Below are 22656 nucleotides of genomic sequence, written 5' to 3' on the forward strand. Positions count from 1 at the left end.
GAGATGTCTCGTGGGCTCGGAGATGTGTATAAGAGACAGTGCGGGCACCGCCCGACGGGGTCGCTCGGACTCGGGCATGCGATGAGACGCCACGGCCGCTGTTCCTCTCCCTGGATTGATCCAGAGTCCGTTCTACCGGGCGGGAACAGCGGCCGAACGCCCCAGTCAGAGGGGGTGGAACGGTCGGTGCAGGACCGTCACATGTCGCGGTACCGCTTCGCGGCGGCGAGGGCGTCGCGTAGTTCGTCCGCGGTCATGCGCGGGCCGTAGCCCGGGGTGTCGCGCTGGATGCGCCATCCCTCGGCGAGCGGTCCGGCGTCGACCACGTCGAAGCCGAACTCGTCGATGAGGTCGGCGACGGTGCGCTTCGCCGTCTCGTCGTCGCCCGCGACGACCAGGGCGCGGCGTCCCTCGGTGCCGCTGGGGGTGGCGTGTCCGGTCAGGTCCGCGGCGCCGATGTGGTTGAAGGCCTTGACCACGTGCGCGCCGACCAGGTGGTCCTGCAGCATCTCGGCCGTGGTGGTCGTCTCGTCGTCGAGGGCCGCGATGTGCCCGTCGCGCTCCGGGTAGTAGTTGTCCGTGTCGATGACGACCTTGCCGACGAGCGGCTCGACGGGGATCGTCTCGACGGCGCCGAGCGGCACGGTCACGACGACGATGTCGCCCCGGGTGGCCGCGTCCTCGCGTGTACCGGCGGTGGCGTGTTCGCCGAGCTCCGCGACGAGGTCCGTCAGCGTCTCCGGCCCGCGCGAGTTCGCGATCACGACCTGGTGGCCGTGCTGCACCGCGAGGCGTGCGAGCTGTGATCCGATGTTGCCTGCTCCGATGATCCCGATGGTCGTCATGTGGGGTGCAACAACCGTGGCCGGTGGTCATTCCGGCCCGACGACCGGGACAGACAGACCGCCCGTCGGGGGCGGGGCCACGCGTTCGCCGGAGGACGTGTGACCGTCGTCCGCCGTGCGGTGCAGGATGGCGCCATGACACACGAGTTCCGCAACGAGGCCGACCGCGACCGCTACGCCATGTACGTCGACGGAGCCCTCGTGAGCGTGCTCGACTACCGCGTCAACGGTGACGCGATCGCCTTCCCGCACACGTACACGGTCCCGGCGCACCGCGGGCACGGGTACGCCGGGGAACTCGTGGAGCACGCCGTGGCCGACGTCGAGACGACGTCGACGAAGCGCATCGTCCCGATGTGCTGGTTCGTCAGCCAGTGGTTCGACGAACACCCCGACAAGGCAGACCTGCTCAGCCGCGGCGTCGCGGACTGAGCACCACCGAGAGGCGCCACCGTGCCCCGCATCGTCCCCTTCCTCTGGTTCGACGACCAGGCCCAGTCCGCGGCTGAGCACTACGTCGGGCTCTTCCCGGACGCACGTGTCGACGGGGTCGGCCGTGCCCCGGACGGGTCCGTGCTCGTGGTCGAGTTCACCCTGATGGGCCAGCCGTACCGTGCCATGAACGGCGGTCCCGGTCATCCCTTCACCGACGCCGTCTCGCTGCAGGTGGACGTCGACACGCAGGAGGAGCTCGACCGGATCTGGGACGGGCTCCTCGCCGACGGCGGCCACCCGGTGGCGTGCGGGTGGCTCGTCGACCGCTGGGGTCTGTCGTGGCAGGTGACCCCGTCGATGATGGGCGAGCTCATGGCCGCCGGTGGTGACCCGGCAGCGGGCGCGCGGGTGTTCCGGGCGATGCGGGACATGGTCAAGCTCGACATCGGGGCCCTCCGCGCGGCGGCCTCCGACTGATCACCGACACCGGGCACGTCCGGCCACGTCGCCGGACGGTCGCACCGGTCCCGACCCCGGGGACCGCCGGTCCCCGTTCCGGGGGACCCGCGGTTATCGTGGGGCCACACCGAGCGGCGCAGGGGACCACGGACGTGGGCGGCCGCCGGACCCGACGTCCCGACCAGGGGCGACCGACCACCGGCGCCACGCCGGACGACAGACTGGAACAGCATGGCCGACCCGAGGGGCCCCGGGATCCGCGAAGCGGACATCGGACGGGCGTACACCGAGCTCTCCCGCATCACCCGCCGCGCGAGCGTCCGGGCGCGGGGGACCGCCGACGTGTTGAGCGTCGTCGACCAGTCCCTGGTCGACTTCGTCGTGCAGCACCCGGGGTGCATGGCGATCGACATCGCCCGGTACCTCCGGCTGAACCGGTCGACCATCTCGCGGCAGCTGTCCGGACTCCTCGCCGCGGGACTCGTCCGGACGGTCGACGGCGGCACCGGCAACGCGAAACCGCTCGAGGCGACCGAGGCCGGCCGGCGTGCCCTCGATCGCTCGGTGCAGCTGCACCGCGATGCCCTGGTCGAGCGGCTGGCCGACTGGTCCGACGACGACGTCGCGCTGCTCGCCGGGCTGCTCGAACGGCTCGGAGCCGCGGACGAGGCCGAGCTGCCGATGCCGAGCAGGACGACCGAGCCGTGACCACCTCGCTCGTCCTGCTGTCGGACACGCACCTGCCGAAACGGGCGAAGGACCTGCCGCCGGAGCTGTGGGCGGACATCGACACGGCCGACCTCGTCGTGCACGCGGGCGACTGGGTGGACCTGGCGACCGTGGACCTGCTGGAGGCCCGGTCCCGCGACCTCCTCGCCGTGCGCGGGAACAACGACCCGGGGTTCGAGGACCGGTTGCCGCTCGTCGCCTCACGCCGCGTCGAGGGACTGCGGTTCGCGGTCGTGCACGAGACCGGCGCGGCGACCGGGCGGGAGCGTCGGGCCGTCGCCGACCACCCGGACGTCGACGTGCTCGTGTTCGGGCACTCGCACATCCCGTGGGACTCGCTGGCGCCGAACGGCATGCGCCTGCTCAACCCCGGTTCACCGACGGACCGTCGTCGGCAGCCGGACCACACGTGGATGCGCTGCACGGTCGACGGCGCCGACCTGCAGGTCACCCTGGTGCGGCGCGCCCCCGGTGCGGACGGGGTCCGCACCGCGCCCTCACACCCGGCCTGACTCCGCACCCGCGGTCGGGCCCGCGTCGGGCCCACCGGCCGGGAGGCCCGCTGCGGCTCCGCCCCGCCGGGGACCGGGCAACTGCTCCGGCATCCGGAAGAACGCGAGCTCCTGCGCGACCGACTCCCGGAACGCGCGGGCCATCCGGCCCCGCAGCTCCGGGTCGGCGCGCACGGCGAGCTCCTCGACGAGGTCGGTCGCCCGCGCGCTCGACGCCGCGAAGCCCGGGTCCCCGTACGCCGCGATCCAGTCCGCGAACGGGTGCCCGACCGGCGCCGTGCCGAGCCGCTCCCCGACCCAGGCGTACACCCGGAAGCAGGGCAGGACGGCGGCGGCGAGCACCGAGACGTCCCCGGTGGCGGCGGCATCGTCGGCCGCCGCGGCCAGGTGCGCGAGGTAGCCGGCGCAGACCGGGTGCACGGGGTCGTCGGCGTGCGACCCGGCGAGTCTGCGGTGGTGCAGGTCGCGGGCCTCGGCGGCGCAGCCCTCGCTCGCGGTCGTCCAGAACGCCGCGGCGTCGCCGATCGAGCCGGCCGCGATCGCCCGGAGGTGCTGCTCGTACGCGCGGAGGTAGTGCACGTCCTGCGCGAGGTACCCGGCGAAGACCTCCGCGTCGAGGGTGCCGTCGGCGAGGCCCTGCAGGAACGCGCACGCGAGGGTCTCGTCGAGCACCGCGGCCGCGTCCGTCCACCAGAGGTCGGTCAGGCGGGGGACCGGCAGGGCGGCCCGCACGGCGGCGTTGTGGTCGACCGGGCCGTGTCCGTGCCCGACCTGGAGGGCGTCGGCACCGCGGAGGGCCGCGGTGAGCCACGTCTTCGCGGCACCGACGGCGAGCTCCCAGTCGCCGTGTCGGGCCACGAGCGTGGCGATCGCGCTCGAGAGCGAACAGCCCGTCCCGTGGGTGTTCGTCGTCGCGACCCGTGGGCCGGGGAACACCCGCACCGAGCCGTCCGGCGTCACGAGGGCGTCGTCCGAGGTCGGGCCGCCGTCGTGTCCGCCCTTCGCGAGCACGCGGACGTCGAAGCGTCGTGCCACCGCCAGGGCCGCGTCGAGGGGGTCCGTCGCGTCGGAGCCGGCGAGGTCGGCGAGCACCCGCAGTTCGTCGCGGTTCGGGGTGACGAGGTCGGCGAGGGCGAACAGGTCGGTCATCGCCGCCTCGGCATCGGCGTCGAGCAGTCGGTCACCGCTCGTGGCGACCATCACGGGGTCGACGACCAGCCACCGCGGCCGGTGTGCCCGCAACGACTCCACGACGACCCGGACGACCTCGGCGGTGCCGAGCATGCCGGTCTTCACCGAGTCCACCGTGACGTCGTCCCAGACCGCGTCGAGCTGCTCGCGGAGGAAGTCCGTGTCGGGCACGTGCACCGAGCGCACGCCCCGGGTGTTCTGCGCGACCAGGGCCGTGACCACCGCCATGCCGTACCCGTCCTGGGCGGCGATCGACTTCAGGTCGGCCTGGATCCCCGCACCCCCGGTCGGGTCGGTCCCCGCGATGCTGAGCACCCTGGGCACCCGGCCGCTCGCAGCCGGCCCCGTCGTCGCGGTCACCGGCCCGCCCCGTTCCACGCCGCGACGAACGCGGCGGCCGCGGCACCCGGGTCGGGGGCCGCGCAGATGCCCGACACCACGGCGACCCCCGCCGCCCCGGCAGCCCGCAGCGGCCCGACGTCCGCCAGTCCGACGCCGCCGATGCCCACGCACGGCACGGTGGTCGTCGCCGCGATCCGGGCGAAGCCCGCGACGCCGAGCGCCGGCGGGTGGTCGGGCTTCGTGCTCGTCGGGTGCACGACGCCGACGCCGAGCAGGTCGACCGTGCCGTGCGGCATCGCGGCGACCTCGACCAGGTGCCGCGTCGTGTTCGCGGTCAGTCCGACGTGGGCGTCCGGGCCGAGCAGTGCACGCGCGGCGCTCCCCGGGACGTCCGACTGTCCGAGGTGCACGCCCGCCACCGCGTGCCCCTCGTGCCGTGCGGCCAGCGCCACGTCGAGCCGGTCGTCCACGACGACGAGTGCCCGGTCGCCGACCGCGTCCGCGACCGCGACCGTCAACGCGACCAGGTCCCGGGCGGACGCCGTCTTGTCCCGGACCTGCACGATGCGGACCCCGGCGCTCACCGCCGCCCGGACGACGCCGAGGACCCCGTGCCCGTGCCGAGCGGCCAGGGCGGTGTCGGTGACGAGGTAGACGCCGAGCTCCTGCGCTCCCGGTACGCGTCCGGCGGTCCCGGTGACTGCAGCGGCAGCGCCGTCCGTGGTCACGATCCCGCTCCGATCGTCGTCGAGGCGGCCCGGGCACCCGGACCGTCGGCGGTGATCCGGGCCTCCCGGATCACGTCCTCCGGCGTCAGCGACGCGAGCCGGTCGAGGAACAGCGGCTGGAACGTGCCGGGCCCGCCGGCGTCCCGTGCGGCGAGCTCCGCCGCGATGGTGTGGACCGCGGTCGCGGCGACGGCCGCGTCGAGCGCACGCCCCGGCGCCACGGCCGCGAAGGCGGCGACGACGGCCCCGAGGGCACAGCCGCCACCCGTGATCCGGGTGAGCAGCTCGGTCCCGTTCGCGACGCGGACCAGCCCCTCGGGCGCCACGAGCAGGTCCACCGCACCCGAGACCGCCACCGCCTGCGCGGTCCCGGCGTCCGCGGCGGCGACCGCGGCGTCGCGGGCGTCCTCCGTCCCGACCGTGCTGTCCACACCCCGACCGCCGGCCGAGGCGCCGAGGACCGCGAGCACCTCGGACGCGTTCCCGCGCAGCACCGTCGGCCGCATCGCGAGCAGGTCCCGCGCCAGGGCCGTCCGGACCGGCAGCGACCCGACCGCGACCGGGTCGAGCACCCACGGTGTCCCGGCTTCCGCCGCTGCGGCCGCGGCCTCGCGGGACGCGGTCGACGGCTCAGCGTGCGGGGTGCCGGTGTTGACGAGCAACCCGTCCGCGACGCCGGCGAACGGCCCCGCCTCGGTCGGCACGTCGACCATCGCGGCCGACGCCCCCAGCGCGAGCAGCACGTTGGCGGTGACGTTCTGCACCACCGTGTTCGTGATGCACTGCACCAGGGGCGCCCGGGTCCGGACGGCCTCCAGCAGGTCGGCGGTGCGTTCGGCCCAGTGGGCGGGCGCAGCGTTCTCCATGGACGATCCCTTCGCGAGTACGAGCTCGAGCAGGTTCGACGGGTGTGATCTCAGCCGCTCGGATGCGGCACCCCGTGTCTCGGACGACACCGTACACGCATCGCCGCCGTCGTCCAGCGACACGTCCGGGACCGGTGTGGAAGGGTGGACCCGTGGACGACGAACGACGGACCGCGACCCCGGCGGGACCGCCACCCGGCCCCCCGGCAGGACCGCGCGACCCCGGCGATGCCTGGGCGGTCGGCCCGGACGGCACCAAGGCGTGGGGCCGCTTCGGCGCCGCGGGCCTGCTCGTCGACGACGGACGCGGACGGGTCCTCCTGCAGCACCGCGTCGAGTGGAGCCACCACGGCGGCACCTGGGGGATCCCCGGCGGGGCGCGCCACCAGCACGAGGACCCGGTGACCGCCGCCCTCCGCGAGTCCGCCGAGGAGGCCGGCGTCCCCGAGGACGGCATCGACCTCCGGCACACCGCCGTCCTCGACCTCGGGTTCTGGACCTACACGACCGTCGTGGGACGCGCCTCCCGCCCGTTCGACCCCGTCGTCGCCGACCGTGAGAGCCTGGCCCTGGCCTGGGTCCCCGTCGCCGACGTGCCGGACCTGCCGCTCCACCCCGGGTTCGGCGCCTCGTGGCCCGCGCTCCGGGCCACGCTCGACCGGACACCGCACGTCGTCGTCGACGCGGCGAACGTCGTCGGGAGCGTCCCGGACGGCTGGTGGAAGGACCGCGCGGGAGCGGCCTCCCGACTCGTCGCCCGGGTGAGCGCGCTCGCCGCGTCCGGCGTCGACGCCGCCGCGCTGGACCTGCCGTCCGCCACCTGGTGGCCGCGGTGGACCGTGGTGCTCGAGGGGGAGGCCCGGGGTGCGACCCCGGTCGACGTCGTCGCCGACACCCGTCCCGGTCTCCCCGTGGTGACCGTCGAGCAGGCACCGGCCGCCGGGGACGACGCGATCGTCGCCGCCGTGCAGACCGCCGTCGCGGCCGGGGACGGCCCGGTCGTCGTCGTGACCGCGGACCGCGGCCTCCGTGACCGCGTGACCGCGGTCGGGGCGGACGTCCGCGGGCCGTCGTGGCTGCGGGAGCTCCTGCCCGACTGACGACCGGCTGCCGCCGCTGTGGTCGCCCCGGCGTCGCGTAGGTCCGTGCAGCGCGCCCTCCGAGTCCGTGCAGCGCGCCCTCCGGATGGTGAGGCGCGAAGCCGGGCGTCGACGGGACGGGAGCACTACAGTTGCGGACACGTCGACGACGACGTTCAGGAGGTTCCCGATGGAACGGATCACCAAGAGCGACGACCGGGTGCACCGCCCCGCCGGGCCGTGGACACCGACGGTCCACCGGCTGCTCACGCACCTGCACGAGCAGGGCTTCGTGGCGGCCCCGGCTCCGATCTCGCTCGGGGACGCGCTCGAGACGGTGACGTTCGTCCCGGGAGTGGCCGGCGAGTACCCCTGGACCGAGGACGTCGCGAGCGAGGCCGCCCTCGTCACGAGTGCCCGGCTGCTCCGACAGCTGCACGACGCCGCGGCGAGCTTCCCCCTGGACGACTCCGTCGACGTGTGGTCCCAGGCCGCGCGGGTGCCGGTCGAGACCGTCGTGCACGGCGACTTCGCCCCGTACAACGTCGTTTACGACGGCATCGCGGCGGTCGGCGTGATCGACTTCGACACCGCGCACCCCGGGCCCCGCGTCTGGGACGTCGCCAGTGCGGTCTACCGGTTCGCGCCCTTCACGACCGGAGCCGACGAGGGCCGTCCCGTCCCGGCGCTCGAGGACCGGCTCACCCGTGCCGCCGAGTTCTGCCGCGCCTACGGTCTCGACGACCGCTCGCGTGCCGTGCTCGTCGAGACGATCACCGCCGGCCTGGTGGCCCTGGTGACGACCCTCGAGACCGAGGCGGCCGCGGGCAACCCGAAGTTCGTGAGCGACCTCGCGCACGGGCACGCCGACCTGTACCGGGCCGACGTCGCGTGGCTCGAGGAGCACGGGGACCGGATCACCGCCGCGCTCCGCTGAGGGGGCGCGCCGGGGACGAGGTCGCCGACCGCCCAGCGCGTGCCCAGCGCCCTCGCGGCGGACCTCGATCCTGCGTCCGGTAGCGTTCCAGGGCCATGACCGACAGCCCGGCGGACGCCACCCCGTACGAGGTCCTCGGCGTCCCCGCGACCGCCGACGACGACACCCTCCGACGCGCCTACCGTCGGGCCGCGCGTGAGAGCCACCCCGACCTCGGCGGGGACGCCCAGCGCTTCCGCCGGGTGCAGGTCGCCTGGGAGCGCATCGGGACGCCCTCGGCCCGTCGAGCCTACGACGCCGGGACCCTGCGCGCGGGGTCCTCGTCAGCGCCGTCCGGATCGGCCGCGTGGCGGTCGGACACCGGGCGTGACGCCTACGCACCCCCGTCCGCCCGACGTGACTCCCGCCCGCGGGCTCGGTCGTACGGGCACCCCGGCGGGCGCTCCCGCGAGGTCTTCCTCGCCGCCGAACGCGAGTGGGTGGGCCTCGGCGACCCGATCGAGGACCCGTACGACCCGGCACTCGTCCGGTCGGCACCCCGGCACGTCCGGCGTCTCCTGGGCGAGGCGCTGGCCGAGGAGGCGACGGCTGCGATCATCGCGGAGATGGGCATCGGCGTCACGGTGTGGCACGACCTCGACGCCGGTGCCGAGGGCAAGCTCGACCACGCGGTGCTGACGCCCACCGGACTCTGGGCACTCGAGTCGATCGACTGGGGCGGCCCGGTCGCGGTGGAGCACGGCGAGGTCGTCGGCGAGACGCTCGGCCCGGGGGAGCAGCCGGTGAAGGAGCTCGTCCGCGCGGCCCGTGCCGTGCAGAAGCAGACGCGGGTCCGGTTCACCGGCCGTGTCCTGGTGGTGCCGGACTCCGCGGTCGACGAGGACGTCCGACTCGTCGGGACCCCCCGTAAGCCGACCGCGTTCATCGTCCGTCGGAGTGCGCTCGGGCAGGTGCTCTCCGGCGTCTGGTCGCCCGAGGGGTCCGTCGACGTCTTCGCGGTCCGCGACCGCCTGCAGCAGACCGTCCGGTTCGTCTGATCCGACCAGCAGCGCCGCCGGACCAGCAGCGCCGCCCGACCAGCAGCACCGCCCGTCACGCGCCGCCGGCCGTTGCGCACCGTCGGGGTCAGTACCCGCGGAGCTTCTCGAGGTCCCGGCGCTCCCGCTTGCTCGGCCGTCCGGCCCCGCGCTCCCGGATCGGGACGAAGCCGGCTTCCTCGCGGGGCAGGCGCGGCGGTGTGCGGTCCTCGAGGTGCTTCGCGGCCTCGGTCGCACCGACGCGCTTGAGGATGATGCTCTTCACGACGACGATCCGGTCGAAGCCGGCCTGGCGCACGCGGACCTCGTCCCCGGGACCGACCGGCTGGGACGGCTTCGCCCGCTCGCCGTTGACGCGGACGTGGCCGGCCTTGCACGCGGTCGTCGCCGCGGACCGGGTCTTGGTGATCCGGACCGCCCAGATCCAGCTGTCCACCCGGGCCTTGTCCATCCGGCCACCCTAGCCGCGCCGGTCCTGCGTCCCCTCGACGTCCCCTCGACGTCCGGTCGACCGGGCCCGCACGTCCGGTGCGAGCCCGTAGCCTCGGAGCCATGACCGACCCCGACCCGCCGACCACGGTCCCGTCCCAGGCGGCGATCGCCCGCACCCGGGCCCTCGTCGTGCTCGACGGCGCGGCACTCGGTGACCGGCTCGTCGTACGGGCGCACGACGGAGCCGGCGCGCGGGACGCGCTCGGCGAGCTGACCGACCGGACCGCCGAGACGGTGACGATCGCCACCCGTCGCGGACCCGTCACCGTGCTCCGGTCCGACGTCGTGGCCGCGAAGCCGGTGCCGCCGCCCCCGCCGCCCCGGGCACCCCGACGGCGTCCCGGCACGGACGAGCCGGCCGGCTGACCGGAGGATCCACCCCGTCCCGGCGAGCCGCCGACGGCACTCCGGGACCGCGCACGTAGCCTCGCTCCATGGCCGTCCCCGACCCACCCGCCGCCGCAGCCGGGACCACCGAGGACCGCACCGCCCGTGTCCGGTTCACCCGCCCGACCGGCTGGCGTGTCGAGGACGCCCCCGGTGCCGACCTCCGCGTCCGCGGTGACGACGTCGTGCTCACGGTCCGGTCGCGTCCCGGCGACCGGGCGATCGGGGACGAGAACGCCTCGCTGCTGGAACGGCTGCCGGGGTCGGTCGACGGCCTGCTCCTGCTCGGCTGCGACGTGTGGACGACGGCCGGTGCCCCCGCACGGCTCGTCGAGTACGTCCGCCCCGACGAAGAGGGCGACGTCGTCGGTGCGCACCTGCTGCTCGTCACGGGTCGGCACCGCGTGGACGTCACCGTGGAGCGTCCGCTGGCCCGGATGACCGCCACCGACGACCCGGTGTTCGCCGTCCTCGACTCCGTCCGGACGCTCGACCGCGTCACCGCCACCGAGTCCCGGACGCTCGAGGCGCTCCCGGTCCTGCTCGCCGGCTCGACGCTGACCGGGCCGTCCCTCGGCGCCGAGGCCGTCGCCACGCTGCAGGACCTCGCCGGCAAGCGCTGGAACCCGGCGCTGCTCCGCTCGGACGGCGGCCGGGAGCTGGTCGCCGCCGACCTCGTCGGTCGCTTCGGGACGGTGCCGCCGGACACCGCCGAGGTGCTCGCGCCCTGGGCGGACGGGGTGCCGCCCACCACGCTGGACCAGCACGACGACGACGGGCGCGTCACGCGTCTCCGGGCCTGGGCCGGCACCGTCGTCGACACGGGGGCCGACGGTCGGTCGGTCATCGCATCCGTCCGGCCGGACCGGGTGGTCGGGCTGATGGCCGGGAGGCTCGGAGTGCGCCCGACGTGGACCTGGCCGTTCCGCACGCCGGTCCTGTCGAGCGACCTGCTCGACCGTCGTCTGGCGGGCGGCCCGTCCGCCCCGGCCCTGCCGGACGCCCTCGCCGAAGCCGACCCGACGCTCGCGGCGTTCTGGGCGGCGCCGTGGACCGTGTCCTCGCTGCTGGCGCCCGGTCGGACCCGTCCCGTCGTGGTCGTGTCCGCGGCGGGGGTCGGCTTCGCGCGGGTCGGCCGCGCCGAGGGCGGGGCGACGGCGTTCAGGGCCGAGGCGTCCGCCAACGTCTACCGGTCGCTCGTCCGCGCCGTGCTCGGCTGACCTCCGCCCGGTTCACACCGGACGGCGGACGACGGCACGACCCCGCGCGGACGGAGCGCGAGCGTCGTGCCATAGGTGCGGGGCCGTCGGTGCGGGCCGTCGTTGCGGGGCCGTTGGTAGCGTGCCGGTGTGCGCCCGATCAGGCGGCCGGGCCGGCGGTCAGGGTGACGGTCGCCGTGGCCGCGGTGCCGTCGGCCGTCGTGTAGCCGACCGTGACCCGGTCGCCGACCGCGTGCCGAGCGACCGCCTCCGTCAGCTCGGACGCGCTCGTGACCGCGGTGCCGTCGATGCTCGTGATCGTGTCGCCGGCGGCGAGCCCGGCGGCCGCTGCCCCCGATCCCTCGACCGTCCCGGCGACGGGCACACCGGAGGTGGTCCCGGTCGCCGCGCTGCTGACCTGCACGCCCAGGAACGCCGGCAGCCCGATCGTGATGGTGTCCGAGGCCTCGCCCGCCAGGATGTGCGCGGCGATCGACTTCGCGGTGCTGATCGGGATCGCGTAGCCGGTGACGTCCGCCGAACCCGAGGACGCGGCGGTCGCCATGCCGACGACCTCGCCCTCGCTGTCCAGGACGGGACCGCCGGAGTCACCGGAAACGATCTGCGCTGCGACCTCGATGAGCCCGGTCAGGGACTCGGTCCCGGTACCGGACTCGCTCTGCACCTGGATGTCCTGGTCGCTCGCGGTCACGGTGCCCTCGGCGGCGACCAGGTCACCCGTGCCCTCGGCGTTGCCGACGTCGGTCACGGTGTCGCCGGTCTGGACGCCGTCGTCGTCGAGCGCGACGGTGGACAGGCCGGACGCGTCCCGCAGCTGCAGCACCGCGACGTCGTTCGTCGCGTCGGTGCCCACGACGTCGGCGGAGTACTGCTCGCCGGTCGTCTCGTCGGTCACCGTGATCGAGGTCGCGCCCTGGACCACGTGGTTGTTCGTCAGGACCGTCCCGTCCGCGGTGAGGACCATGCCGGTCCCGGCGGCCTGCTGCGCGTCGTCGTAGCCGATCACGGTGTCGATCGTCACGACGCCCGCGGTCTGCGCGGCGGTCGCGGGTGTGGCTGCCGCCTGCGAGGTCCCACTGCCGCCGGCTCCCGTGCCGCCGGTGCCCGTGCCGCCGTCGGTACCCGTGTCGCCGTCCGACAGGCCGTCCGTCCCGCCCTGGTCCTGGCCGGGGACGGTGAAGCCGTCGATGCCGCTGCCCGCTGATCCGGGACCGGGGACGGTCGTCGTGCCCTGTGACCGGCTCGAGGTGGCCGTCGTGCCGTGCGACGACAGGCCGAGTGCCGTCCCGCCGGCGGCGCCCACGATCGCGAGTGCGGCGATGCCCGACCCGATCGCAAGCCCGACACGGCGACGACGACCCGTGGTCCCCGGAGCGGCGCCGGGGGCGCCCGTCCAGCCCTGCGGCGCGGAGGTGGCCCCGAGCGCTGCGCTCCCGACGCGATACGGACCGCGACCGTCGGGGGAGTAGGCGTACGGACCGGACCCGTCGGGGGCAAAGAGGTACGGACCCGAGCCGTCGAAGGCGTGCGCTGCGCGGAGCGTCGACGGGTCCGCGTGCGGCGGCTCCCACGCCGGTGCCTGCTGCTGTCCGGCGTCGTCCGCGGCTGGGGTCGGGGTCTCGTTCATGGTGCTCTCCGGTCGTCCGCACGGCCCGGTCGGCCGTCGATGGGGACCAGTACAGGCCCGCTCCCCATGACCGTCCTATGAACCACCCGAGGCCCGGCCGAGCACCCGCTCGGGAGTCGCCGGACGCCGGTCTCCGCGGCACGCCGGCGATCGGTTAGGCTCGCCGCACCTCCCATGCGTCCCCGATCCGTCGTGCCTCCCGCACCCGCGCCCGCGTCCCGGCTCGTGCTGGCCGTCGTCCTCGCGGTCGTCGCGCTGGCCGTCGCCTGCGCCCTGAGCATCGCCGTCGGGAGCCGACCGATCCCGCTCGGCGTCGTCCTCGACACCCTCGCGCACCCGGGCCGCGACGACGAGACCGGCCTGATCGTGCTCGGCAACCGGCTGCCGCGGACCGTCGTCGGGCTCCTCGCCGGCGCCGCACTCGGGGTCGCCGGCGCCGTCATGCAGGGAGTCACCCGCAACCCGCTCGCCGACCCGAGCATCCTCGGCATCAACGCGGGGGCCGCCCTGGCCGTCGTCGTGGGCATCGCCGTGTTCGGTGTCAGCGGGACCGCCACGTACCTGCCGTTCGCGTTCGCCGGAGCCGCCCTCGCCGCGCTGCTCGTCTACGGCATCGCCGCGGTCGCCCGCGGTGGCCTCACCCCGGTCGGCCTCGCGCTGTCCGGCGCCGTCACCGCCGCCGCCCTCTCCTCGATCACCACCGCGGTGCTCGTGACGAACGCGTCCCTGCTCGACCAGCTGCGCTTCTGGCAGGTCGGCGCGCTCGCGGGCGGGGACCTCGGCACAGCGGGTGTGGTCGTCGCGCCGGTGGTCCTCGGGCTCGTCGTCGCGGTCGGGCTCGGCCGTTCGCTGAACACCCTCGCGCTCGGCGACGAACTCGCGGCCTCCCTGGGCCAACGCGTGGTGCTCGTGCGCGCGGTCGGGGCCATCGTCACGGTGCTGCTCGCCGGGTCCGCGGTCGCCGCAGCCGGACCGATCGCCTTCGTCGGCCTCGCCGTCCCGCACGCCGTCCGGCGCCTGTCCGGACCCGACCACCGCTGGACGATCCTCCTGTCCGCGGTCGTCGCGCCGGCCCTCCTGCTCGTCGCCGACGTCATCGGCAGGGTCGTCGCCTACCCGGGGGAGCTGCAGGTCGGCATCGTCACGGCGCTCATCGGTGCGCCGGTGTTCATCGCGCTGGTCCGGTCGCGGGTGGTGCGGGGCCTGTGAGCACCACGCCGACCGAGAGCGCACCGGCCACCGGTGACGCCGTCCGCCGTCGGGGCGGGACCGCGCGGCGGGAGCTCCTCGTGCTCGTCGGCGCGCTCGTCGTGCTGCTCGGCCTCGTGCTCGTCGGCCTCGGGGTCGGCGAGATCCCGCTGTCGCCCGTGCAGGTCCTCGACGGTCTGCTCGGACGGGGTGACGCGGTCTCGGACTTCGTGCTCGGACAGCTACGCGGGCCGCGGGTCCTCGCCGCGCTGCTCGTCGGGGCGAGCCTCGGCACCGCCGGCGCGATCGTGCAGAGCGTCGTCCGCAACCCCATCGCGAGTCCGGACATCATCGGCATCACGTCCGGGGCGAGCGCCTCGGGTCTCGTCGCGATCGTGCTGTTCGGCGCCTCCGGTGTCGCCCTGTTCGGCGTCGTGCTCGTCGGCGCGGTCGCGGTCGCGGTGCTCATCGCCGTGCTCGCCTGGCGCCGAGGGATCACCGGGAACCGGGTGGTCCTCGTCGGGGTCGGTGTCGGCGCGGTCGCCCTGAGCATCACCGGGTGGCTCCTGACGAGCGGGAGCGTGCAGCAGGCAGGGACGGCACTCCTGTGGCTCTCCGGCAGCCTCAACGCGGTCGACCGCACCGTCGTCAGCGCGCTGCTCGTCGGCTTCGTCGTCCTGATGGTGCTCGCGCTCCTGCAGTCGCCCCGTCTCGGTGTCCTCTCCCTCGGCGACGACGTCGCGGCCTCGCTCGGCCTCCGACCCGACCGGGGCAAGGTGCTGCTGCTCCTCACCGCCGTCCTCCTCACCGCGGCGGCGGTCGCCACCGCCGGTCCGGTGTCGTTCGTCGCGCTCATGGCAGCGCCGATCGCCAGGAGGCTCGTCGGTGGCGGACGCCCCGCCCTCGGTCCGGCCGCAGCCGTCGGTGCGGTCGTGACCCTCGGCTCCGACCTGGTCGCGCAGTTCGCCCTGCCCGGGGTCACGCTGCCGGTCGGGGTCGTCACCGGGGTCGTCGGAGCGCCGTACCTGCTCTGGCTGCTCGCCCGCGGGCGCTGAGCCAGCGCACCCCGCACAGCTCACTGGACAGGGGCGACCGCGCACGCACCGGGGCGCTCCCGACGGACGTGCACCGGGCCTCCAGGCGGGGCGCAGGCGACGGTCGGACTCGCCGGGACCACCCCCGGATGCGGGTCCGCGCGCACGCTTGCGGTATCCCGCAGAAGGGGGTCAGAACCCCCCGTCCGGGGGTCCGCTCCGAGCGCATCGTCGCCGTACCGTCGTCCACGAACACCGGACTCCCGACAGCGGCCACACCCGACGGCCACTGGTCCGGTACGAACGAAGGACAGCATGCCCGAACAGCTGGACGACGCCCCGATGCGCCGTCGACAGTGGGGGGCCGAGCGGCGGACCCGGCCGCTCGACACCATCCACGCTCGCCCCTCCGACCGGAAGCTCGTCTCCGGCCGTGTCGCCATCATCCTGACGATCGCCTTCTGGCTCGCCTACCTCGTCTACACGGTGATCCGACAGTTCCTGGACTACGGCACCGAGAGCTTCCGGTTCACCACCGAGGCCGTCTCGTACCTGGTCGTCGTCACCTTCCTCACCTTCTCCGCCCTCATGCACCTGGTCGCCCGCCAGGGAGCCCTCGAGCGCTTCGCGACCCACGTCCGGGTCCCGCGTGCGGAACTCGACCGGCACTTCGCCGAGGGACACGGGTCGCCGCTGACCGTCCTCGTGCCGAGCTACGCCGAGGAACCGGACGTCGTCGCGACCACCCTCTGGTCCGCCGCCCTGCAGGAGTACCCGTCCCTCCGCGTCGTCCTGCTCGTCGACGACGACCCGTTCCCCACCGACCCGGAGACCGCCGCGAAGCTCGAGCGCACCCGCGGCGTGGCGGCGTCCATCCAGGCGCAGCTCGCGGCCCCGTCCCACCGCTTCCGCGAAGCCCTGTTCTTCGCCGAGATCGAGGCCGAGCAGGCGCCGATGGCCTCCGTGGCGGCCCTCCGCACCCTGGTCGCGCACCACCGCTGGGCCGACGCCTGGCTCCGCCGGCATGCACGCGAGCACGGCATCGCCGACCACGTGGACCACTTCTTCCACGACCAGGTCCTCGTGGGCCTGGCCGACGAGTTCCGCCTGACCGCCGAAGCACTCGACGCCGCCATCACCGACGCCGGCGACCGCGAAGTCACCGACGTGACCTCGGCCCGTGCGGTCGAACTGCAGCGCCGACTCACCTGGACGTTCACCGCCGAGATCACCACCTTCGAGCGGAAGCGCTACGCGAACCTCTCGCACGAGGCGAACAAGGCGATGAACCTGAACTCCTACCTCGGCCTGCTCGGCGGCGCCTACCGGTACGAGGAGACCGCATCGGGCACGGTCCTCCGCACCGTCGCGGACCCCGCCGAGGCCGACCTGGTCGTCCCCGCCTCCGACTACGTCCTGACGCTCGACGCCGACTCGGTGCTCCTGCGCGACTACTGCCTGCGCCTGGTCTACTTCCTCGAGCAGCCCGAGAACGCGAACGTCGCCGTCACCCAGACCCCGTACTCGTCGTTCCGCGGTGCGGCGACCCGCATCGAGCGCCTGGCCGGTGCCACGACCGACATCCAGCACATCCTGCACCAGGGCATGTCGAAGTACGGCGCCACCTTCTGGGTCGGCGCGAACGCGGTCATCCGCACCCGGGCCCTCCGCGACATCGAGGAGACCGAGACCGTCGGCGGCTTCGAGGTCAAGCGCTACGTGCAGGACCGCACGGTCATCGAGGACACCGAGTCGAGCGTCGACCTCGGCATGCACAGCTGGACGCTCGTGAACTACCCAGAGCGACTGTCCTACAGCGCCACCCCGCCGGACTTCGGCTCGCTCATCGTGCAGCGCCGCCGCTGGGCCAACGGCGGGCTGCTCATCCTGCCGAAGTACATCCGCCAGGTCCGCGAGCGCAAGGCACGCGGGGAGCGCGTCAGCGTCGTCGAGATGGCGCTCCGCGTGAACTACATGGCGTCGATCGCGTGGGGCTCGCTCGGGCTCATCTTCCTGCTGGCCTACCCGTACGACTCCCGGCTGCTCAGCCCGATGGTGCTCCTCGCCGCGCTGCCGTACTTCTGGCTCTTCGCGAGCGACCTCAAGTACTGCGGGTACAAGCGCACCGACATCCTCCGCATCTACGGGTTCAACCTCATCCTCATGCCGGTGAACGTCGCCGGGGTGCTCAAGAGCATCCAGCAGGCGCTCACCGCGAAGAAGATCCCGTTCGCCCGCACGCCGAAGGTCCGGGACCGCACCGCCTCGCCCGCGCTCTACGTCCTCGCGCCGTACGCGATCGTCGCCTTCTCGGTGTTCACCTTCGTCCGCGACTTCGGCGCCGAGAACTGGGGCAACGCCACGTTCGCCGCGTTCAACGCCCTGCTCGCCACGTACGCGATCGTCGCCTACATCGGTGTCTGGAACTCCGTGGTCGACGTCTTCCTGTGGGCGACCGGGTGGATGTTCTACGACCCGTCCGCCCGCGCCGCACGCCGTGCGGCCCGCAAGGAGGCCCGTCTCTCCGCGAAGGCGGCCCGGCGCGGCCTGGTCCCCGAGCCCGAGCCCGTGCCCGCGACCGAGGACTGGCGCTCGGTGCTGTACTTCGGCCAGCGCGGCACCACCATGCCGGAACACCTGGCGACCCGGCACGACACCGTGCACCACGACGAGAAGACGGCGGCCTGACCATGAGCACCACACGACGACTGTCCCCGATCCGCGTGACCGTGGCCGCCGCGGTGGCCCTCGCGGTCGCCGCCGGAGGCTACGCCGGGCTGGACCGCTGGCAGAGCGCCCAGGCCGCCGAGACGGTGAAGCCCTGGTTCGCCGCCTACACCGACGTCACCGTCACCCCGACGTTCCCGTTCGAGGACGTCAAGTCGACCGCGGGCCGCGACGTCATGCTGTCCTTCGTGGTCGCCGACCACGACGAGGCGTGCACGCCGACGTGGGGCGCGGCGTACGGGCTGCAGGAAGCGGGCGACCAGCTCGACCTCGACCGGCGCATCGCCCGACTCGAGCAGCAGAAGGGCGCGGTCGCGGTGTCGTTCGGCGGGCTCGCCAACGACGAGCTCGCGACGACCTGCACCGACCGGAGCAAGCTCGTCTCGGCGTACCAGAGCGTCGTGAAGCGGTACGACGTCTCGACCGTCGACTTCGACATCGAGAGCGACGACCTGACGAAGGCCGACGCCGGCAAGCGCCGTGCGGCAGCGGTCGCCGACCTGCAGGAGCAGCGCCGCGCCGCCGGGCACCCCCTCGCGGTGTGGCTGACGCTGCCGGCCGCACCCGGCGGGCTCACCACGGACGGCACCCGGGCGGTCGCGCAGTTCCTGCGTGCCGGGGTCGACCTGGCCGGCGTCAACGCGATGACGATGGACTACGGCGCGAGCAAGGGCTCGAGCCAGAGCATGTACTCGGCATCGGTCGAGACGCTGCAGCAGGTCAAGCGCCAACTCGGCATCCTCTACACGCGGGCCGGGACGCCGCTCGGCGACCGGACCCTGTGGCACAAGGTCGGCGCCACCCCGATGATCGGGCAGAACGACGTGCAGGACGAGGTCTTCTCGCTCACCGACGCCCGGAAGCTCAACGCCTGGGCGAAGCAGCAGGGCCTCGGACGCATGTCGATGTGGTCCCTGAACCGCGACACCACGTGCGGCTCGAACTACGTCAACCTCTCCACCGTGTCGAACTCCTGCTCGGGCGTGGACCAGGACGGTGTGCTCTTCGCCGACGTGCTCGGCAAGGGCTTCGGCGGCGGCATCGTCGCGGCCTCGGGCGACGTCACGAAGGCCGAGCCGTCCTCGACCGTGCAGCCCACCGACGACCCGTCGACGAGCCCGTACCCGGTCTGGGACGACGAGGCCTCCTACCTCGAGGGCACGAAGATCGTCTGGCACCGCAACGTCTACGAGGCGAAGTGGTGGACCTCGGGCGACCTGCCCGACGACGCCGTGCTCAGCGCGTACGAGACGCCGTGGCAGCTCGTCGGCCCGGTGCTCGCGGGGGAGAAGCCGGTCGCACCGCTCACGCTGCCCAAGGGCACCTACGCGGGGTGGTCCGGGACCGCGGCGTACGACACGGGCGACCGGGTCCTGTTCGACGGCACGCCCTACCAGGCCAAGTGGTGGAACACCGGCGAGAGCCCCGAGGCGTCCACGAGCGACCCGGACGGCTCGCCGTGGACCCGCCTGAAGGACGCCGAGGTGAAGGAGATCCTGCAGGACGTCCGCGCCGGGAAGGCAGCCCCGGAGGGCGCGACGCGCTGACCGGTCGCGGTCCGACAGCCACCGGACAGGAGGCTCCCCGCCGGTCGGCGGGGAGCCTCCTGTGTCCCCTGTGGACGGGGCTCTCGCCGACCGGCTGGTTTCCGATACGCTGGGCGACCAAGAGGAGGAGGTCCACGATGCCAGATCCAGTGGTCCCGCAGCCGGGACGACGAACCCCGGAGCAGCGGCTGGTCGACACCACGCTGACCTTCAGCATGGAGAACGCCGCGGCGCTCACGCCCGAGGCCGGAGTCTCCGCGGAAGAACGCGACGCGATCTCGGCGCTGCCGTCGGGGTCGGCGCTGCTCGTCGTCCGACGCGGTCCGAACGTCGGAGCACGGTTCCTCCTCGACTCCGACGTCACGACGGCCGGGCGGCACCCCGACGCCGACATCTTCCTCGACGACGTGACGGTGTCCCGCAAACACGCGGACTTCATCCGCCGCGGGACGTCCTTCAGCGTGCAGGACCTCGGTTCCCTCAACGGGACGTACTTCGACGGTGTGCGCATCGACGAAGCGCTCCTCGTCGACGGGTCGGAAGTCCAGGTCGGCAAGTTCCGCCTGACGTTCTACGCCTCCCGGGTCGACCTGGCGCGCCTGGCGAACGCGTAGTGGCACCCCGCTCCGCTGCGGCGCGGGCGGTGTCGCCGGCACCGGACCTGCTCACGATCGGACAGGTGCTGGCGCGGCTGAAGCCGGACTTCCCGGACCTGTCCAGCTCGAAGCTGCGGTTCCTCGAGGAACGCGAGCTGGTCACCCCGGTCCGGACGCAGAGCGGGTACCGGAAGTTCTCGCCGGCCGACGTCGACCGACTCCGGATCGTGCTCGGCCTGCAGCGGGACCACTACCTCCCGCTCAAGGTCATCAAGGAGTACCTCGCCGACCTCGACGCCGGCCGCGAGCCGACGCTGCCGGGCGGTGGGGACGTGCCCCGTCCGTCCATGCTCGGGCGGGAACGGCGGTACTCGCGCGACGAACTCCAGCGCGTGGCCGGAGCGTCCCCGATGCTCGTGGGGGACGCGGTCTCGTCGTCCCTGCTCCCCGCGGCGGACTCCTACGGGGAAGAGTCCGTCGGCGTCCTCAAGGCCCTCGTCGAGCTCCAGCGCTCCGGGATCGAGCCGCGACACCTGCGCACCTTCCGCGCGACCGCCGAGCGGGAGGTCGGGCTCATCGAGTCCGCACTCATGCCGGTGTCGCGGCGGGGTGACGCCACCTCGCGCGCGAAGGCGCTCGAACTCGCCCGGGAGATCGCCGGACACCTCGAGGTCATCCGCTCGTCACTCATCCGAGCGGCCATCGGTCGGCTCGACTCGTGAGCACCCCGGAGCGGGTCGACCCTCGACGGCCGTCGGTGCCCGGGCATATCCTCGACACGCCGGACGCGCCGGAGCGGATGTCCCGCCTCCACGCCGCCCGACTCGCTACCGTGGACCTCGGAACAACTCTCAACCCGCTGTTGAAGCTTCGGGTGGGAGCTCGATCGTCGTGGAAGGCAAGCTGATGAGTGGGAACGATGTCCCCGGTACCCCGTCTGACATGACGCGGTACGACCTCGGGCTGCTGTTCACCGACGGCCTGCCCGAGCACGACGAACAGAACGGGTACCGCGGCACCGTCGCCGCCAAGGCAGCCGGCATCAGCTACCGTCAGCTCGACTACTGGGCCCGCACCGAACTCGTCCAGCCCACGATCCGCGGTGCTGCCGGTTCCGGGTCGCAGCGCCTGTACGGCTTCCGCGACATCCTCGTGCTCAAGCTCGTCAAGCGCCTGCTCGACACCGGCATCTCCCTGCAGCAGATCCGCACCGCCGTGAACCAGCTCCGCGAAGCCGGTGTGAGCGACCTGGCGCAGACCACCCTGATGTCGGACGGTGCCTCGGTGTACCTGTGCACCTCCGACGACGAGGTCATCGACCTCGTGTCGCGCGGCCAGGGCGTCTTCGGCATCGCGGTCGGCAAGGTCCTGCGCGAGGTCGAGTCCTCGCTGGTCGAACTCGACGCCACCCCGGCCGAGGACCCGAGCGACGAGCTCGCCGCCCGCCGGGCGACGCGCGCCTCCTGACGCGCGGGGCGCTCGCGCCTTCGCCGCCTCGGGGCCGCGCGGCGGGATGCGCAGTCCGCCCCAGGTTCCGCAATTGTGGCATCCCGACGCTCCGGATGCCGGGATCCCGGAACCGCGACGAACGCAGGCGGCACGTCGTGGAACCTCGACACCACCGACCGCAGCCAGCGGGGGCGCAGACCGCGTCCCGCAGACTCGTCGGCGTCCCGCGGGCTCGCCGAGCGGTCGCGGTCGAGCGCTTCGGCACGCTCGACCCGACGATCCGAGGCCGCTCGGCGACCTGAGCAGGCTGTCGTGACCGCTCGGCGACCTGACCGAGCTGGCGTCCCGTCCCGGAACGACGAAGGGCCGCCCACCGGCGGCCCTCCACGATGTCCGACGCGGACTACTCGGCGCTGGCGCTCGCGCCGTCGGCGTACGGACCGATCTTGCCCGTGCGCATGATCCGCTCGAGCAGCTGGTCGAAGTTCCGCGCCATCTCCTGCGCGGACTCACCCGGCCACACGTGCAGGGGCTTCGCCGCACCCTGCGCCTGCTGGAGCGAGGTGCGCTCGGGCAGCTGCGGGGAGAGCACGAGCGGCCCGAACATGTCACGGAGTTCCTTGATGCGGAACTGGTGCTCGAGCGACTGCACGCGGGCGCGGTTGACGATGATGCCGAGGGGCTGGAGGCGCGGCGAGAGTCCGCGACGGATCTCCTCGATCGCGCGGAGGGCACGGTCGGCGGCGGCGACGGAGAACAGGCCGGGTTCGGTGACGACGGAGACGCGGTCCGACGCGGCCCAGGCGGTACGGGTCAGGGCGTTGAGCGACGGCGCGCAGTCGATGAGGACGAGGTCGTAGTCGGCCTCGACGTTCGCCAGGGCCTCCTCGAGCTTCCAGATGTCGCGGATCGACGGGTGCGGGCCGTCGAAGTTGATGGCCGAGGGCGATCCGACCATGACGTCGATCTTGCCCTGGGACCCCTTCGTCCAGCCGGAGGGGGCGATCGCCTGACGGACGATCTTCTCCTTGGGGTTCTCGAGGACGTCGGCCACGTTGAGGTGGCCCGTCAGGTCGATGTCGAGTCCCGTCGACACGTCCGACTGGGGATCGAGGTCCACCACGAGGGTGCGCAGACCCTTGGCGAACGCTGCCGAGGTCAGGCCGAGTGTCACGGTCGTCTTGCCGACACCGCCCTTGAGCGAGCTCACGCTGAGTACATGCACGATG

At 73.7% G+C, this 22656-nt stretch carries 23 protein-coding genes and 1 riboswitch; of the genes, 16 read left to right on the forward strand and 7 right to left on the reverse strand.

The window, feature by feature from the left end:
* Positions 1-197: 197 nt before the first annotated feature.
* Entirely contained in the window at positions 198-845 is a 648-nt protein-coding gene (locus DEJ32_RS00005; RefSeq protein ID WP_110899926.1) for an NADPH-dependent F420 reductase, read from the reverse strand.
* Positions 846-980: 135 nt separating this feature from the next.
* On the opposite strand from DEJ32_RS00005, the gene DEJ32_RS00010 reads away from it, so the two are divergent.
* The 4 genes from DEJ32_RS00010 to DEJ32_RS00025 all read left to right on the forward strand — a co-directional run bounded on the left by DEJ32_RS00010 (position 981) and on the right by DEJ32_RS00025 (position 2980).
* The gene (locus DEJ32_RS00010; RefSeq protein WP_110825500.1) at positions 981-1277 is read left to right on the forward strand and encodes a GNAT family N-acetyltransferase; all 297 of its coding nucleotides are present in this window, start codon (positions 981-983) and stop codon (positions 1275-1277) included.
* Positions 1278-1298: 21 nt separating this feature from the next.
* Positions 1299-1757 (forward strand): VOC family protein, encoded by a 459-nt coding sequence (locus DEJ32_RS00015; protein ID WP_110899927.1) that lies wholly within the window; start codon positions 1299-1301, stop codon positions 1755-1757.
* A 213-nt stretch (positions 1758-1970) separates the two neighbouring features.
* Positions 1971-2447, forward strand: a complete 477-nt coding sequence (locus tag DEJ32_RS00020) for a MarR family winged helix-turn-helix transcriptional regulator (RefSeq protein WP_110825243.1) — start codon at positions 1971-1973, stop codon at positions 2445-2447.
* On the forward strand, positions 2444-2980 hold the full coding sequence (locus tag DEJ32_RS00025; protein WP_110899928.1) for a metallophosphoesterase: 537 nt from the start codon (positions 2444-2446) through the stop codon (positions 2978-2980). The genes DEJ32_RS00020 and DEJ32_RS00025 overlap by 4 nt, the downstream gene beginning before the upstream one ends.
* Here DEJ32_RS00025 and thiD read toward each other — a convergent pair.
* From thiD to thiM, 3 genes are all read right to left on the reverse strand, one after another.
* Complete coding sequence (thiD, locus tag DEJ32_RS00030) at positions 2966-4531, reverse strand: bifunctional hydroxymethylpyrimidine kinase/phosphomethylpyrimidine kinase (protein WP_110900108.1); 1566 nt, start codon at positions 4529-4531, stop codon at positions 2966-2968. The genes DEJ32_RS00025 and thiD overlap by 15 nt on opposite strands.
* Positions 4528-5241, reverse strand: a complete 714-nt coding sequence (gene thiE / locus DEJ32_RS00035; protein WP_110899929.1) for a thiamine phosphate synthase — start codon at positions 5239-5241, stop codon at positions 4528-4530. The genes thiD and thiE overlap by 4 nt, the downstream gene beginning before the upstream one ends.
* The gene (gene thiM / locus DEJ32_RS00040; RefSeq protein WP_110899930.1) at positions 5238-6107 is read right to left on the reverse strand and encodes a hydroxyethylthiazole kinase; all 870 of its coding nucleotides are present in this window, start codon (positions 6105-6107) and stop codon (positions 5238-5240) included. The genes thiE and thiM overlap by 4 nt, the downstream gene beginning before the upstream one ends.
* Positions 6096-6192: riboswitch (TPP riboswitch) on the reverse strand. (Overlaps the previous gene by 12 nt.)
* Before the next feature lie 67 nt (positions 6193-6259).
* Between thiM and DEJ32_RS00045 the strand changes: the two genes are divergently transcribed.
* From DEJ32_RS00045 to DEJ32_RS00055, 3 genes are all read left to right on the forward strand, one after another.
* Positions 6260-7207: an NUDIX domain-containing protein gene (locus DEJ32_RS00045; RefSeq protein ID WP_110899931.1), complete on the forward strand. Its 948-nt coding sequence runs from the start codon at positions 6260-6262 to the stop codon at positions 7205-7207.
* Positions 7208-7376: 169 nt separating this feature from the next.
* Positions 7377-8123, forward strand: coding sequence for a phosphotransferase enzyme family protein (locus tag DEJ32_RS00050; RefSeq protein WP_181420536.1), 747 nt, complete (start codon positions 7377-7379; stop codon positions 8121-8123).
* A 95-nt stretch (positions 8124-8218) separates the two neighbouring features.
* Positions 8219-9160 carry a DnaJ domain-containing protein gene (locus DEJ32_RS00055; RefSeq protein ID WP_110825248.1) on the forward strand — a complete coding sequence of 314 codons (942 nt, stop codon included), beginning with the start codon at positions 8219-8221 and terminating at the stop codon, positions 9158-9160.
* 88 nt (positions 9161-9248) lie between these two features.
* Here DEJ32_RS00055 and DEJ32_RS00060 read toward each other — a convergent pair whose 3' ends face one another.
* Positions 9249-9611 carry an RNA-binding S4 domain-containing protein gene (locus DEJ32_RS00060; protein WP_110825249.1) on the reverse strand — a complete coding sequence of 121 codons (363 nt, stop codon included), beginning with the start codon at positions 9609-9611 and terminating at the stop codon, positions 9249-9251.
* Between the two features lie 101 nt (positions 9612-9712).
* On the opposite strand from DEJ32_RS00060, the gene DEJ32_RS00065 reads away from it, so the two are divergent.
* Positions 9713-10018, forward strand: a complete 306-nt coding sequence (locus tag DEJ32_RS00065) for a hypothetical protein (RefSeq protein ID WP_258368250.1) — start codon at positions 9713-9715, stop codon at positions 10016-10018.
* A gap of 68 nt (positions 10019-10086) precedes the next feature.
* Complete coding sequence (locus DEJ32_RS00070; RefSeq protein WP_110899933.1) at positions 10087-11259, forward strand: hypothetical protein; 1173 nt, start codon at positions 10087-10089, stop codon at positions 11257-11259.
* A gap of 139 nt (positions 11260-11398) precedes the next feature.
* On the opposite strand, the gene DEJ32_RS00075 is transcribed toward DEJ32_RS00070, so the two are convergent.
* On the reverse strand, positions 11399-12886 hold the full coding sequence (locus DEJ32_RS00075; RefSeq protein ID WP_110899934.1) for a trypsin-like peptidase domain-containing protein: 1488 nt from the start codon (positions 12884-12886) through the stop codon (positions 11399-11401).
* 174 nt (positions 12887-13060) lie between these two features.
* On the opposite strand from DEJ32_RS00075, the gene DEJ32_RS00080 reads away from it, so the two are divergent.
* The 7 genes from DEJ32_RS00080 to DEJ32_RS00110 all read left to right on the forward strand — a co-directional run bounded on the left by DEJ32_RS00080 (position 13061) and on the right by DEJ32_RS00110 (position 21445).
* Complete coding sequence (locus tag DEJ32_RS00080) at positions 13061-14095, forward strand: iron ABC transporter permease (protein ID WP_110825252.1); 1035 nt, start codon at positions 13061-13063, stop codon at positions 14093-14095.
* Positions 14092-15129 carry an iron chelate uptake ABC transporter family permease subunit gene (locus tag DEJ32_RS00085; protein ID WP_110899935.1) on the forward strand — a complete coding sequence of 346 codons (1038 nt, stop codon included), beginning with the start codon at positions 14092-14094 and terminating at the stop codon, positions 15127-15129. Before DEJ32_RS00080 ends, DEJ32_RS00085 begins: the two co-directional genes overlap by 4 nt.
* Positions 15130-15423: 294 nt before the next feature.
* Positions 15424-17796 carry a glycosyltransferase family 2 protein gene (locus DEJ32_RS00090; protein WP_110899936.1) on the forward strand — a complete coding sequence of 791 codons (2373 nt, stop codon included), beginning with the start codon at positions 15424-15426 and terminating at the stop codon, positions 17794-17796.
* Between the two features lie 2 nt (positions 17797-17798).
* Positions 17799-19382, forward strand: a complete 1584-nt coding sequence (locus tag DEJ32_RS00095) for a chitinase (RefSeq protein WP_220032802.1) — start codon at positions 17799-17801, stop codon at positions 19380-19382.
* 137 nt (positions 19383-19519) lie between these two features.
* On the forward strand, positions 19520-19996 hold the full coding sequence (locus DEJ32_RS00100; RefSeq protein WP_110825255.1) for an FHA domain-containing protein: 477 nt from the start codon (positions 19520-19522) through the stop codon (positions 19994-19996).
* Entirely contained in the window at positions 19996-20700 is a 705-nt protein-coding gene (locus DEJ32_RS00105) for a MerR family transcriptional regulator (RefSeq protein WP_110825256.1), read from the forward strand. The genes DEJ32_RS00100 and DEJ32_RS00105 overlap by 1 nt, the downstream gene beginning before the upstream one ends.
* 184 nt (positions 20701-20884) lie before the next feature.
* Positions 20885-21445 carry a MerR family transcriptional regulator gene (locus DEJ32_RS00110; protein WP_110825505.1) on the forward strand — a complete coding sequence of 187 codons (561 nt, stop codon included), beginning with the start codon at positions 20885-20887 and terminating at the stop codon, positions 21443-21445.
* A 385-nt stretch (positions 21446-21830) separates the two neighbouring features.
* Here DEJ32_RS00110 and DEJ32_RS00120 read toward each other — a convergent pair whose 3' ends face one another.
* Positions 21831-22652, reverse strand: coding sequence for a ParA family protein (locus DEJ32_RS00120; RefSeq protein WP_110825506.1), 822 nt, complete (start codon positions 22650-22652; stop codon positions 21831-21833).
* Positions 22653-22656: the final 4 nt, after the last annotated feature.

This window comes from Curtobacterium sp. MCPF17_046 (assembly GCF_003224295.1).
Lineage (GTDB): Bacteria > Actinomycetota > Actinomycetes > Actinomycetales > Microbacteriaceae > Curtobacterium.